Annotated in this window: 10 protein-coding genes; all 10 read right to left on the reverse strand. The window is 44.7% G+C overall.

Features of this window, described 5'->3' with window-relative positions:
• Positions 1-175: 175 nt before the first annotated feature.
• The 10 genes from AB5618_RS04465 to mfd all read right to left on the reverse strand — a co-directional run bounded on the left by AB5618_RS04465 (position 176) and on the right by mfd (position 14,172).
• On the reverse strand, positions 176-1,102 hold the full coding sequence (locus tag AB5618_RS04465) for a MetQ/NlpA family ABC transporter substrate-binding protein (protein ID WP_148461575.1): 927 nt from the start codon (positions 1,100-1,102) through the stop codon (positions 176-178).
• 63 nt (positions 1,103-1,165) lie between these two features.
• Positions 1,166-1,825 (reverse strand): methionine ABC transporter permease, encoded by a 660-nt coding sequence (locus tag AB5618_RS04470; RefSeq protein WP_173715778.1) that lies wholly within the window; start codon positions 1,823-1,825, stop codon positions 1,166-1,168.
• A gap of 2 nt (positions 1,826-1,827) precedes the next feature.
• Complete coding sequence (locus AB5618_RS04475; protein ID WP_173719240.1) at positions 1,828-2,847, reverse strand: methionine ABC transporter ATP-binding protein; 1,020 nt, start codon at positions 2,845-2,847, stop codon at positions 1,828-1,830.
• 450 nt (positions 2,848-3,297) lie between these two features.
• Positions 3,298-4,209: a LysR family transcriptional regulator gene (locus AB5618_RS04480; RefSeq protein ID WP_118583712.1), complete on the reverse strand. Its 912-nt coding sequence runs from the start codon at positions 4,207-4,209 to the stop codon at positions 3,298-3,300.
• Positions 4,206-5,378 (reverse strand): AAA family ATPase, encoded by a 1,173-nt coding sequence (locus tag AB5618_RS04485; protein ID WP_173719238.1) that lies wholly within the window; start codon positions 5,376-5,378, stop codon positions 4,206-4,208. The genes AB5618_RS04480 and AB5618_RS04485 overlap by 4 nt, the downstream gene beginning before the upstream one ends.
• Positions 5,379-5,599: 221 nt before the next feature.
• A complete protein-coding gene (locus tag AB5618_RS04490; RefSeq protein ID WP_173719237.1) occupies positions 5,600-6,355 on the reverse strand; it encodes a hypothetical protein in 756 nt (251 codons plus the stop codon).
• A 329-nt stretch (positions 6,356-6,684) separates the two neighbouring features.
• Positions 6,685-7,842 carry a DUF4317 domain-containing protein gene (locus tag AB5618_RS04495; RefSeq protein WP_173719236.1) on the reverse strand — a complete coding sequence of 386 codons (1,158 nt, stop codon included), beginning with the start codon at positions 7,840-7,842 and terminating at the stop codon, positions 6,685-6,687.
• Between the two features lie 178 nt (positions 7,843-8,020).
• Complete coding sequence (locus AB5618_RS04500; RefSeq protein WP_118583704.1) at positions 8,021-9,022, reverse strand: asparaginase; 1,002 nt, start codon at positions 9,020-9,022, stop codon at positions 8,021-8,023.
• Positions 9,023-9,262: 240 nt separating this feature from the next.
• The gene (locus AB5618_RS04505; protein WP_195982739.1) at positions 9,263-10,597 is read right to left on the reverse strand and encodes an FKBP-type peptidylprolyl isomerase; all 1,335 of its coding nucleotides are present in this window, start codon (positions 10,595-10,597) and stop codon (positions 9,263-9,265) included.
• A 236-nt stretch (positions 10,598-10,833) separates the two neighbouring features.
• On the reverse strand, positions 10,834-14,172 hold the full coding sequence (mfd, locus tag AB5618_RS04510) for a transcription-repair coupling factor (RefSeq protein WP_173715774.1): 3,339 nt from the start codon (positions 14,170-14,172) through the stop codon (positions 10,834-10,836).
• Positions 14,173-14,210: the final 38 nt, after the last annotated feature.

Genomic DNA, 14,210 nt, shown 5'->3' on the forward strand with positions numbered 1-14,210 from the left:
TCAACTGTTTTTGCAGAGGGCTGAAGGTCACCCTATTCCATAATTATGTACTGTTCCATATATTGGACACTGCTTTTTTTACAGGCAAAAATCGGACTGAAATGTATCTTTTCCAATGCATTTCAATCCGATTTATAATCACTCTCTTAATAAAACCCTGTTTAATTTTTACAGATTATTCAGCGTCTGTCTCCTCGGCTGTCTCGTCTGCTGTGTCAGCTTCTGCAGCTGCAGTCTCGTCAGCGTCATCTGCTGCTTCAGCATCTCCTGTCTCAGCGTCATCGCTGTCCTCGAACGGGATAACTGCTCCGTCATATTTCTCGTTGATAAAATCTTTGATCTCGTCAGATTTTAATACGTCTACAAGAGCTTTGATCTTGTCGCTGTTCTCGTTTCCTTCCTTTACTGCGATTACGTTTACATATGTTTTTGCAGCTTCGGAATCAGAGGTCTCATATGCAAGTGCATCTTTGGATACAGAATAACCTGCCTGAAGTGCATAGTTTCCGTTAAGGACAATGTAAGAAGTCTCTTCTGCAACACGTGCTACCTGCTCAGCTGCAAGCTCAACGATTTCTACGTTGTATGGGTTCTCCTCAATATCGTTTACAGTTGCCTCAAGGCCAGCACCGTCTTTCAGTTTGATAATTCCGTTGTCCTGGAGAAGAAGAAGTGCTCTTGCCTCGTTTGTGGTATCGTTCGGTACTGCGATTGTGTCGCCATCTGCGATATCATCAAGGCTGGATTTTGTTCCAGGATAAATTCCAAATGGCTCGTAGTGGATTCCGCCTGCATTTACAAGGTGGGTTCCTTTTTCCTCGTTGAAGCTGTTCAGATATGGAATGTGCTGGAAGTAGTTTGCATCGAAATCGCCGCTCTCTACAACTTCGTTTGGCTGTACATAATCATCAAATACCGTTACCTCAAGGTCGTATCCCTCTTCCTCAAGGATCGGTTTTGCTGCTTCAAGGATCTCGGAATGTGGTGTCTCGGATGCTGCTACTGTGATGGTTTTGTCATCATCTGCTGCGAAAACAACGGATGTTCCAACGGTTCCAAGTACTAATGCTCCTGTGAGTGCTGCTGCGATTAATTTTTTCATAATAAAGTTCCTCCTCTTTTTTTAAAAATATATTTAGTTTCTACATTACAATCATTTTTTGACTTATTTTCTTTTATCCAGCTTGTTGGCGATCAACATACCAATAGTCTGGAAAATCTGTACCAGTACTACCAGAAGGATAACTGTCACCAGCATAATGTCTGTCTGCCAGCGGTTGTATCCGTAACGGACTGCAATGTCTCCAAGTCCGCCTCCTCCTACAGTTCCTGCCATTGCGGAGTAACCAAGGATAGTTCCTGTTACAATGGTAGCTCCTGAGATCAGGGATGTTCTTGCTTCTACCAGCATTACCCTAAATACGATCTGAAGGTTGCTTGCTCCCATGGATCTTGCAGCCTCGATAACTCCCGGGTCTACCTCATTTAAGGAAGACTCTACCATTCGTCCGATAAAAGGGATTGCCGCAATGGTAAGGGGTACGATAGTGGCTGTGGTTCCATAGCTTTTTCCTACCAGAAATCTGGTGAATGGAATGAGCAGGATCAACAGGATCAGGAATGGGATGCTTCGGAAAATATTTGCGATCACATCTAGGATCTTATATAGTACTGCGTTTGGCCGCAGACCCTCTTTGTCGGATACTTTCAGCAGGATTCCAAGGGGCATTCCAAATACATATCCGAAGAAGGTGGAAAACAGGGTCATATATAATGTTTCCCCTACACCTGCGATTATCATATCGGTTACTTGTTTCGTCCACATAATCAGTTCGCCTCCCCTATCTCAAGTCCACGTTCTGTAAGGAATTTCTTCATCTCCGGTACATTGGTACTGTCACTCATGAACTGGAGGATCATTTCTCCTTTGGCTACACCGCCTACGTTTTTGGTGTTTGCCTTCAGAATGTTTACAGGTTCGTGGAAGGTTAATATAAGGTTTGCGATTACTGGTTCGAATGCGGAGTTCTCAGAGAATACGATTCGAACGATTTCGCCGTCCTGGATTTCGGACTGGGTAAGCTTTTTGCTTTCTACGTCGTTTCCAGAATCCTTGCTAATCAGTTCTTTGGCTACCTGTGATTTTGGGTGGCTGAAGATTTCTTCTACAAGGCCTTGTTCTTTTACTTCACCGTCTTTCATAATTGCCACATGAGTACAAATCTCACGGACAACTGACATCTGGTGGGTAATGATCACAATGGTGATTCCGAATTTCTGATTGATGTCCTGCAAAAGTTCAAGTATGGAGGATGTGGTCTGGGGATCCAGAGCGCTTGTGGCTTCGTCACAGAGCAGTATCTGTGGATCGGAGGCCAGGGCTCTGGCGATTGCCACTCTTTGTTTCTGTCCACCGGAGAGCTGTGCGGGATATGCTTTCGCTCTGTCTGCCAGTCCTACGATTTCCAGAAGCTCCAGGGCTTTTGCTCTTGCTTCGGCTTTTTTCTTCCCCTGGATGTACAGTGGGAAGCAGACGTTTTCCAGTACGTTTTTCTGCATGAGCAGGTTAAAATGCTGGAAAATCATTCCTATTTTCTCTCGCTCTTTGCGGAGTTCTTTTGGGGAAAATTCGCTGAGGGATTTTCCGTCTATTAATACTTTTCCTTCGGATGGTACTTCCAGAAAGTTCATACATCGTACCAGGGTACTTTTTCCTGCACCGGACATTCCGATGATTCCGTAGATGTCTCCGGTTTCAATGGAGAGGCTTACGTGTTTCAGGGCTTGTACGGAACCGTCTTTGGTTTCGAAGGTTTTGCTCACATCTTGGATTAATATTGAAGACATGTCTTTCCTCTTTCCTTTAAGTGGTGTTTCATCGTCGATATGGTTACTATAACACAATTGGAGTAAAAGTGTTAATTCATAAAAGTTAGGGCTAGTTATAGGGTAAAGCTATAGCTAAAGTGGACGCCAGCGGGGGAGGGATAAATCACGCTCGCCGTCGCAACGTTCTGGTGAGCTAATGACTAACTGCGACTAATGCGCTCGGGAGAGCCCTCTCGCATAAGTCTCCGTAAGTCATGGATCTCACCGCCACTAAGGGCGCTCCTTAAATGGCTCGCTTAGATTTATCCCTCCCCCACTGGCTGTGTACTGGGTATTGGGCAGTTGAGCGCAGCGGACGTTTGGGCGGGAAGGCGCTGCGCTGTTTCCGCCCAAACTGAAAGTGGGGGGATGTAGTGGGTGGTTAGGTTCAGCTTTAGTTCCAAATGGAAGTTTATGTAAGTATGTGGATTATCGTAATGCTTTGTCTTTGTATTTGGCAATTTCTTCCAGGTACTTCTGTCCTAACTTACTGATCGTGGTGCCTTTTCTTGCAAGGTAGCCGATGGTCATGACCTCGTCGGAGTCAAGCTTTACGGCGCAGTAGTCGGAGCCGTTTAGTTCTTCGCAGATGATTCCGGAGCAGAGGGTGTAGCCGTTGAGGCCTACCATCAGGTTCAGGAGGGTGGCGCGGTCGTTGGCTTTGATAAGGCGTTTGTATTCGTAGGTGCTCAGGACTTCTTCGGCGAAGTAGAAGGAGTTGTAGGTGCCTTGCTCGAAGGAGAGGCAAGGGTATTCGCGGAGGTCTTCCAGGGTGATCAGGTCGCGGTCAGCAAGGGGATGGCCTTTCCACATGTAGACATAGATGCTGCATTCCAGGATTGGGTGGAATTCCAGATTGAACTCATGGAAAAGTTTCTCCAGGACTTTGTGGTTGAAGTCGTTCAGGTAAAGGATGCCGATCTCGCTTTTGAAATCTTTTACGTCGGTGATGATGTCGTAGGTGCGGGTTTCGTGGACGGCGAATTCGTATTCGTCCATTCCGAACTGCTTCACCATTTCCACGAAGGCATTTACTGCGAAGGTGTAGTGCTGCATGGAAACACTGAATTTCTTCTTGGTATGTTCTTTGGAAACGTATTTGGATTCGATCAGTTCGTATTGCTCTACCACCTGGCGGGCGTAGCCCAGGAATTCCTCTCCCTCTGGGGTGACGGAAATTCCACGGTTGGTCCTGCGAAAAAGCTCTACTCCGATTTCCTCCTCCAGTTCACGGATTGCTGAGGATAAACTGGGCTGTGATATAAAAAGATTCCGGGCAGCTTCATTCATGGAATTGGAATTTGCCACCGTAATCGCGTAACGAAGTTGTGCCAGAGTCATATGGATTCCTCTTTTCTGTATTGTATTTTCAAACTAGCTTTTACATATATATCTAAAAATGCACAGATAAATTTTAAGCGAATATCATTATTTGGAATGAAAACAGTCTTTTCTGCATAATGATACCCCAGATACCCCAAATGAATCAACAATGTCAACACATCATCTTTAATTCTGAAAGTTATCATATCGTTGGTAAAAATTCCTGTATTTACTGGTACTGCTTCTCCTGCAATCATTCTCAGAACATCATCCCGGAGTCCTTCAAAATTCATATCAATATAAATCTGCAATGCCTCAAAAGTCTCTGTCTGATTCCAATAATTTCCCAGTTTTCCTAGGCGCATGCAGCTCACAACCGACTTCGGGCTGTATACAGATTCCACTTCTTCAAAAGAATAACCATCATACCAGTTTTTGATCTCATTAATATCCATCTGATACTTCTGGCAAAGTGCTTCTACTTCTTTTTCTGTAAAACCTACATATTCAGCCAATGGGCCTGGATCAATCATGGAAAATTCATCGAACATATTCAGTGCACTGTGGGTTCCGTATTTCTTTATTGGCAAAATCCCCGTCATATAGGCAAGATAAATGTATTCTTTATCTTTAAGCAGATCACGCAGAAAATCAAGGTAAATCTCCTGCGCAGCCTTATCATGTTTGAACTCCCGGAAAATACAATCCCACTCGTCAATGATAACTATAAAAGGGCACTCACTTTCTGCAAAAATATCCTGCATAGTTTCCGCCAGATCATTTTCGTCATATAATTCCACATCAGGGTACTGTTTCTTCAATTCGCGGATTACTTTGCCTTCTACTCTCTCCAACAATTCCTTCACATTTGAACTTCTGCTCAAAAATTCCTGCATATTCAGAAAAATGGTATCGTATTTATTCAAATGTTCCTCAAAGTTTTCATCCTTGGCAATTTCCAAACTGGAAAAGAGTTCTCTGGAATCACAGCCCTTACTGTAATAAGCCGTAAGCATATCTGCTGCCATAGACTTTCCAAAACGCCTTGGTCTGCTGACACATACACAGGACTGCAGCGTATCGACAATACTATTTGTATATTTCATTAATCCTGTTTTATCCACGTAAATATCCGAATTCACCGCTCTTTTGAATTTATTATTCCCCGGATTCAGGTAGCTTCCCATAAGCCAGCCGTCCTTTCTGCGATTTTGCGTTACCAATGAACAATAACAATTTTCTTCTATATTAACACAGCACTGCGATTTATTCCACTGAGGATTTTTGCCAGTCTTTAATACGAAAAAAGGTGTCTGACTAAAAAAGCCAAACACCACATTTCTACAGTCCGAGAATGGTATACAGCCTGACACCTTTTTGAAAAAAGCTTTCAGCCGCATTCCTCCTCTTATTCTGTATAACTATTGCCGTTCTCATCACTCCAGCTTCCGTCGCCGTTGTCAATATAACCAGTGCCATTATCATCCATATAGTAATAATCTCCATTAGTTGTTTCTGTAACTGTCACACTGTTTCCATTGGCATCCTGTAATACATGCTGCTCTAACTCGGCACCAAAATAATGGGTACTGTCATTTAAGGATTGGTAGGTCTTTCCATTTTCATCTGTAAAATAGACATCATCATCGGTGCTGTATTCCATACCATCAGCATCTACATATTCGCAGTCATAATTTTTGTAAATTGTTCTTTCCACAGAAACTGTATTTCCATCACTATCATACAGGGTGATTGTTGTGGTGGAAAGAATATCGGATGCATCATCTGTTGGGGCAGTTGTGGTATTACTTGTCGTACCAGCTGTGGCATTACCTGCTGTACTAGCTGTGGTATTACCTGCTGTGCCAGCTGTGGTATTACCTGCTGCGCCAGCTGTGGCATTACCTGCTGTGCCAGCTGTGGTATTACTTGCTGTGCTATTTGCGGTATTACCTGCTGCACCACTTGTAGTATTACTTGCCGTACCAGTGGAACTTGCAGTATTTGATCCCTTCGTGGATGAAGAAGCCTTTTTATTTGAAGATACCATATTTGCAGCAGAATTAGAGGCGGAATTTCCGGTATTTTCTAAAGTTCCAGCTGAACAACCACTTAATGTCACCGCCGCCATAAGTGCTATCATTTTAACCATTTTTATTTTCATGGTAAAATCCCCTTTCATTTTCTACTTTTGTAGAAGTTGGTTATATACTACATCTGTAGAAGTTAAATGTCAATCACTTTTTTCTACAATTGTAGAATTGTTTAGGTTTTACTTCTGATATTCTTAATTCCAGACTACGCCCCAAAATCATTCCCACAATTTACATTCCCAAATTGTGAAACCCTCATCCAGGCAAAAACAGGAAGGATGCAACTCGCCAAGAATTGCATCCTTCCTGTTTTAAAACTATTTGTTTTACAACTATTTCTTTTACAACAAGCCTTTTATACTTCATATCCGGCAAAAAAATTTTATCACAACCAAGAATATTACTCAAACTCTTCCTCGGATTCCTCACCGTTCTCCCCACCCATCCGCACACGGATTCCGTTGATCTCTACGTCTTCCATAGGAATCACCAGACACTTGCGGCCGTCAATGATCCTGGTCTCCACCAGTTCCACTTTATCTGGTTCTACATGGATCACTACATCCGGCGTTTTGATCTCGAACTTACGAGTGTTGGTGATGTTGGACGCTACCATGGTGGCTTTTTCCCCAGCAACAGCCTCATACTGGTTATCAAAGGTTTCCAGTTTTTCGTCTTCTACACCACAGTCCTCAAAGAGACGTTTCACCTCAGACTGGGTGAGCACAACCGGGTCTGGAGAATCTTTCTGGGCTTCGATGATCTCATTCAACTTCTCATGGATTCCTATAACGGTGTCATACTGACAGTCGTCCCCAAGGGTTTCCTCTACAAGCATATTGAAGGAATCACGCTGTCCGCCTGCGGAAAGCGGAGCAGTACAGCCAAACACTTCATCCACAAAAATATCGTGAAGCTGCTCTGCATTCTTAGAATAGTAGAGCATGCCGTGGATGTCTGTGCTTCTGTCATTAAATAACGGGAAAAGGAAGCCGTTCTCTGGCATTTCCACGATCCAGTCACGGATACGGTCCTGGATCAGATTTGCCTCCGCATTGTAGCAAAGACCTGCCTTAGACAGCTTCACCGGACAGATACTGCAAAGAAGGTGCTCATAAATCTCTTCAGAAGCATCATCCATATCGATTCCATCTGAAGTTCTTCCCGGGATATCGTACACAGCGTGTACCAGGATTATGTAGTAATTTTCCGGATAATCGTAATTTTCGATAATTTTGTCATAAAAGCTCTCAATTAAAGCGTCATCCTTCAGTTTACTGGCGCGGAGCTTCATGAGGAATTCGTGTTTGCCACCCTCTTTTTCCTCTGCCAGAGGGAATTCCATATTCATCAGGTTCTTTCCAAGAGTACCAGAAAGGGTTTTCTTGAATATTTCAAAATATTTGAACATTTCTTCCTCGGAGAGGGAAAGGAACGCTTCTTTCAGTTCTGTTTTTTTATTCTTTTCAGCATCCACATAGCATCCACAAATTCTGGTAATGTTGCAATTGGCTGGTGTCAGCTGTTTCTTGATTTCAGAAATTTCTTTTTTGTTCATTTATATATGTCCTCCAGTATTCCAGAAAATATGTTTTCAAAACCGATATCCCATCTCTGATATGAATTGAGTCTGTTGCCTTGCGCTCCATCCATAAAGATTCTCTGAAAGTATTATCAGCTCCATAATTTCAGCTTTTTTATTTTAGCTTAACACTCCAGAAAATTTCAAGACTTACTTACAGAAACAATAAATCATGATTAATGGTCGTATAAAATAACTCCTTAAACTTCTCCATATCCCGTGTCTGTCCCAGCGCCCACATCATTTTCGTCACAGACGCCTCCAGCGTCATATCATACGACTCCAGCACCGGGAACCGTTCCTTGATGACCTTTCCAACCTGATAAACTTCCATGTCGCTTCCCTCATGGGTAACCTGGGTCGCCATGCACACAGGCTTGCCAGCTTCAATCCAATGCGCGATCGCATCTATAAAATTATCATTTTCGTAATGAGGCAGACCGCCTACGCCGAAGGATTCAATGATCAGTCCGGAATAAGAGGGAAAAAGAGCATCCAATACTTTCCCGTCAATCCCCGGAATCAATTTGAGCAGAAAAATCTTCTGATTCATCTCATGATAAAACACCAGTGGCTTGGTGGACTGGTCTTTGTCATCAATATAAAAAATAATCTTCTGATCGTGAATGGATGCAATATCCGGATAATTAATACTGGAAAAGGCATTGTAACTTTTGGAAAATTCCTTCTTTGCTCTGGTTCCTGCGATCACTTTTCCCCCAAACACAATGGAAATTCCATGAGCGCGGTCGTGAGAGGCAAAGCGGAGACTGTCCAGAAGATTGGAACGTGCATCTGTAATTGCCAGGTCAATAGGTTTCTGGGCACCGGTAATCACGATAGGTCTGCGGTTATTCTGGATCAGATAAGACAAAGCAGCAGCTGTATATGCCATAGTGTCCGTTCCATGGCAAAGCACAAAGCCATCATAAAATTCATATTTGGATTCGATCAGTCTGGCCAGCTTCAGCCAATGGTCTGCACACACATTGGTACTGTCCAGGGCAAAAGGCTGAACGGTATCAATGGTGCAGAATTCCCGGGCTTCAGGAATATATTCCAACAGCTCATCTGCGGAAATCTGCGGTGCCAGCCCCTCTGCTGTATATTTGGAAGCAATGGTTCCCCCGGTTGCAATAAGAAGTATCTTTTTCATGTTGTCCCCCTGTGTAATTGTTATCCACATGTTCAATCTGCTGTACCTGCATTTTCTGAAACCTTACTTTGTAGCGAAAAGCTTTTTTCATAAGTATTTTACTTTGTATAGACAAAGGGCCCGCCCGAATCACCCCAGGCAGGCTCTTTTATCATTTTCTCCACTTTATATAATCTCAATTCTTTCAGAAAACATTTTGCAATACATACGATATAACAAGTTTCGGTCTTTATCTCACTTTTAGTTCTCCTCAGTTGTCTCTTCTGCAGTATCCTCTGCGTTCTCCTCAGAATCAGCGCTCTCGCTGCTGTCCTCGGCCTTGCTGTCTGCACTGTTCGCTTCTGCAGTCTCGTCTGTACTGTCAGCGCTGTCTGTAGTATCAGCTTCCTCTGCGCTGTCGCTCTTTGCAGCATCTGTCTCAGCAGTATCAGCATCATCGCTCTCATCTGCTGCCTCGGCATCCTCAGAAGTAGTATCCTCAGTAGCATCTGTTGTATCTGCTGCTGCATCTTCACTTGTATCCGCTGTAGTCTCTTTAATTGTGAAACTGTGCTCATCTGTAATTGTCAAAGTAGAAAGCACCTTATCATTTACAGTAATATCAGCATCATCCAGCCATTTCTGAGTTGTCTCGGAATAGTATTCGCTGCGCTTGGTGTTCTCAAGGGACTCTTTCTTGGAAGCGGTTGCATCCTCGTCATTTACTTTGTCCATCCGAAGCACGTATACGCTGCTATCAGTCTCAACCAGCTCGCCGTAAACTTCGCCGTCCTTCAGAGTTCTCAGCGCTTCTACAACAGCGTCATCATAAGAATTGGAAATATCCTCATCATCACTGTCATTTGTGAAAATAGTTCCGGTCAGTCCGCTGTAAGTATCATCAACAGCCTTGGCTGTCTCGCCCATGTCTGCTGTCGGATCCTCTTTCATCTTATCCAGGATCTCCTGTGCCTGCTCCTTGCGGGTAGCAATATCATCATCGGTAAGGTCATCTCCACTGATGGAAATACTTACATAGCTGAAAGAAGACTGCTGTGCCTCCTCATCCGTTATGTTAACCTCAGCCTCATTGCGGATCGGATCGTAAATTCTCTGACGATAAGTCTCAAGCTCCAGAAGAGTCTTAACTTGGTCTTCGGAAACAGCAAGCTCCTTCAGAGTGTCCTCGTCATTATCCTGCATAAACTGTGCTGCTGCATCTGCAATAGCAGTCTCATCATCAGAAGTAACCTCAACACCGTAATCAGCTGCCTTCTCCTTCATGATGTACATCAGCTCAACCTGCTCCAGGAACTGTCCTACAGCCTGCTCACCGTATGTAGTACCAGCATCCTCATCTACTACCTGGCTCCAGATATTTCCTGCACTTCCCATAAAGCTCTTATACATAGCAACCGTCTGTGCCTGTGACTCACGTGCATACAGACTTACAACACCCATAGGAATGTCTGTGCCATCTACAGTTGCAACAGTCTTCTCTCCATCTATAGACTTACTTCCACATCCGGAAAGCATTCCAATTGCCATTACGCCACTTAATGCCACTACGGTTGTGTTCTTCACGATTTTCTTCATATTGATCACCAATTACCCTTTCACTGATGTGCCGCTTAGTCACCACGCACAGCCAGCATGATTTCCCAATGCGGACACGCTAATAAGAGTATAAAACTTTTTTCCCATGAGGGCAAGTAGAAAGGGGAAAATCTGATAGAATTCACACAATTTTCGCGAATTTCCATCGGATCTTCCCCACCCAGAGACTACTTTAAATCAAAATATCCGAAAGCATTCAACAGCCCAGCCGTCTACTACTTTTCGCTCTTTCCTTCCTCTTCCACCAATTCCATCAGTTCCTTTGCAAACACCGTCAGCGCCTGCACAATATCCCCCACTGGTGCAAACAGGAACTTCGGCTCTTTATCCGGTTTAAACTGCAGCTGTCTGCGGTACTTGGCAACCAGCGGCGGAATTCCTTCCGGGTTCAGATGTGCATTTTCGTAAAGGGTGATCCTGATCTCACGCTGCATCTGCTTGATTTCCGTAATGTAGCCCTGATGTGCCAGTGCTTTCAGTCTTGCAATAGCCAGCAGATTCAGCACTGCTTTCGGCGGCTCCCCAAACCGGTCGATCAGTTCTTCCAGCATATCATCATACTCCTGCTGGGACTCAATCCCTGCAATGCGCTTATAAATATCCAGCTTCTGGAATTCATTGCTGATGTAGGTATCCGGAATAAAAGCATCCATATTCAGATCAATGGTAGTCTCGAAGTCTTCCATAGTATGAATACCCTTTGCCTCTTTGACCGCCTCGCTAAGCATTTTACAGTAAAGATCATAGCCCACTGCGTTCATATGCCCATGCTGCTGTGCTCCCAGCAGATTTCCAGCCCCCCGAAGCTCCAGGTCACGCATGGCGATCTTGAATCCACTTCCCAGATCTGTAAACTCACGGATAGCAGAAAGTCGTTTTTCCGCCACCTCCCGAAGCATGGTGTTCCTTCGGTACATCAGAAACGCATACGCCGTCCTGTTGGAACGTCCGATCCTGCCTCGCAGCTGATAAAGCTGGGAAAGTCCGTACTTGTCAGAATCATGGATGATCATGGTATTTACATTGGAAATATCCAGTCCTGTCTCGATAATAGTAGTGGAAACCAGCACATCAATGTCCCCATTGATAAAATCGTACATAACCCGTTCCAGTTCTCTCTCGCTCATCTGTCCATGGGCAAAATCCACCCTTGCGTCCGGCACCAGTTTGGAAATCCGCAGGGCAACCTCATCAATATCTGTAACCCGGTTATAAACATAATAAACCTGGCCGCCTCTTCGCAGCTCTCTTCCGATAGCTTCCCTGACAGTCTCCTCATCATACTCCATTACATAAGTCTGGATCGGCATACGATCCATAGGCGGCTCCTCCAGCACACTCATGTCACGGATTCCGATCATACTCATATGAAGGGTTCGTGGAATGGGAGTCGCAGTCAGAGTCAGAACATCAATATCCTTTTTCAGCTGCTTGATTTTCTCCTTATGGGTAACACCGAAACGCTGTTCCTCGTCAACGATCAGAAGCCCCAGATTCTTATACTCCACATCCTTAGAAAGAACTCTGTGAGTACCGATCACAACGTCTACCTGTCCTTTTTTCAGATCCTGCAAAGTCTTTTTCTGCTGGGCAGGTGTACGGAATCGGCAAAGCAGATCCACGCGCACCGGAAACTCCTTCATTCTCTGGACAAAGGTGTTGTACACCTGCTGCGCCAGAATGGTAGTTGGTGCAAGGTAAACAACCTGCCGGCTCTCCTGCACCTCTTTAAACGCTGCGCGAAGAGCAACCTCCGTCTTACCATATCCAACATCTCCGCACACCAGACGATCCATGATCTTGGTGCTCTCCATATCCCGCTTGGTATCCTCAATGGCGTTCAGCTGATCCTCTGTCTCCTCATATGGGAACATTTCCTCAAATTCCTTTTGCCACACTGTATCCGGGCCACACACATACCCCTCTTTTTCCTGACGCACAGCGTAAAGCTCCACCAGCTCTTTGGCGATATTTTTGACAGCGCCCTTTACCTTGGACTTCGTGCGATTCCACTCCTGGGTTCCCAGCTTGTTCAGCTTCGGTGCCCTGGCTGTATCTGCGCCGGAATATTTCTGCAGCGCATCCAGCTGCGTCGCCAGAATATACAGATTGCTTCCGTCACGGTATTCAATCTTGATATAGTCTTTTAAGACCTTATCTACTTCAACTTTTTCAATTCCACGGTAAATTCCCAGTCCATGCTTTTCATGGACCACATAATCCCCGATAGACAGCTCTGCAAAATCCTGGATCCGCTTGCCGTTGTAGACTTTTTTCTTTTTCTTTTTTTTCTGCTCCTGACCGAAAATATCGGACTCTGTGATCACCGCAAATTTGATCAGTGGATACTCAAAGCCTTTCCGGGCGTGTCCATAGAGGACCATAATTTCCCCTGGATTGATCACGCGGTCATAATCTGAACCGTAAAAAGCATTCAGCTCATGCTCCTGCAGATCTTTCGCCAGACGCTCCGCCCTTGTCCTGGAACCGGAAAGCAAGGCAATCTGGTAGCCTTTTTTCTTATACTTTTTCAGATCCTCCACCAGAAGCTCAAAGCTGCTGTTATAAGAAGTTACGCTCTGCACCGTCAGATTGTATTTCTCCGGGGCAAAATTCCACTCCACGCCTCTTGGCTCCAGTGCTGACAATGACACAGCACGAAGCTTATTCAGTTCTTTCTGAACCTTGGAAAATTCACAAAGCCACTGAACCGGAAGGTTCTTTTCCCCTTTTTCTTCACGATGTGTGCGGCTGGCGGCATACTCTTCCTCTACGCCCAGTCCGTTTTCCAGAATACGGTTGGGTTCGTCCAGAAACAGAAGCATTTTTTCCCTAGGAAAATAATCCACAAAAGATACCATCTTTTTGCCGTCATTCCACTCCACAGCTGGATAAATGGCAATCTCATCCAGATTTTCCAGAGAGCGCTGACTCTCTGCGTCAAAGCTTCGGATAGAATCCACTTCATCTCCCCACAGCTCAATTCTCCATGGATTCTCTTCTGTAAGGGAATAAATATCTACTATACCACCGCGCACAGAAAACTGTCCCGGCATTTCCACCTGTCCTACGCGTTCATATCCAAGCTGCACAAGGGTATTTTTCAGCACATCCATGTTGATCACGCTGTCAGAATAGAAATGAAGCACCTTTTTCCCAATTTCTTCTAGAGGCATCAAATAATCCATACAGCCGTCAATGCTAGTAACCACCGTCAGTTCTTTCTGCTCCAGAAGTGCCTTTATCACACACATTCTCTGGCGGATCAACAGATTTCCCTGAATATCTGCCTGGAAAAAGAGAAGATCCTTCGCCGGGTAAAACATGGTATTTTTGTCATAAAAGCGCAAGTCCTCGAAGATTTCCTTAGCCTGGCGCTCATCTCCTGCGATCACAAGGCGCATAGGTGTTTTGCCGGAAAGCCCATGGATCAGATGTGCCTTCTGGGATTCCAGGCAGCCTGTGATCTGCACAATGCCCTGATTTTTCTCAAGGCTTTTCTCTATTTCTTCAAATTCTGCCATCCCCTTCAGGGGCTGGGTAAATGAAAGCATGGCTTTCCTCCTTTTCTCAAAAGCCTCACCTCAGAGCC

The sequence above is a fragment of the Ruminococcus sp. J1101004sp1_RTP21198st1_B9_RTP21198_201120 genome (assembly GCF_040924245.1).
Lineage (GTDB): Bacteria > Bacillota > Clostridia > Lachnospirales > Lachnospiraceae > Blautia_A > Blautia_A faecis.

Bases quoted from the DNA above. Each gene is read 5' to 3' on its own strand.
- AB5618_RS04465 (WP_148461575.1), bottom strand. From the start codon at position 1,102: ATGAAAAAATTAATCGCAGCAGCACTCACAGGAGCATTAGTACTTGGA.
- AB5618_RS04470 (WP_173715778.1), bottom strand. From the start codon at position 1,825: ATGTGGACGAAACAAGTAACCGATATGATAATCGCAGGTGTAGGGGAA.
- AB5618_RS04475 (WP_173719240.1), bottom strand. From the start codon at position 2,847: ATGTCTTCAATATTAATCCAAGATGTGAGCAAAACCTTCGAAACCAAA.
- AB5618_RS04480 (WP_118583712.1), bottom strand. From the start codon at position 4,209: ATGACTCTGGCACAACTTCGTTACGCGATTACGGTGGCAAATTCCAAT.
- AB5618_RS04485 (WP_173719238.1), bottom strand. From the start codon at position 5,378: ATGGGAAGCTACCTGAATCCGGGGAATAATAAATTCAAAAGAGCGGTG.
- AB5618_RS04490 (WP_173719237.1), bottom strand. From the start codon at position 6,355: ATGAAAATAAAAATGGTTAAAATGATAGCACTTATGGCGGCGGTGACA.
- AB5618_RS04495 (WP_173719236.1), bottom strand. From the start codon at position 7,842: ATGAACAAAAAAGAAATTTCTGAAATCAAGAAACAGCTGACACCAGCC.
- AB5618_RS04500 (WP_118583704.1), bottom strand. From the start codon at position 9,022: ATGAAAAAGATACTTCTTATTGCAACCGGGGGAACCATTGCTTCCAAA.
- AB5618_RS04505 (WP_195982739.1), bottom strand. From the start codon at position 10,597: ATGAAGAAAATCGTGAAGAACACAACCGTAGTGGCATTAAGTGGCGTA.
- mfd (WP_173715774.1), bottom strand. From the start codon at position 14,172: ATGCTTTCATTTACCCAGCCCCTGAAGGGGATGGCAGAATTTGAAGAA.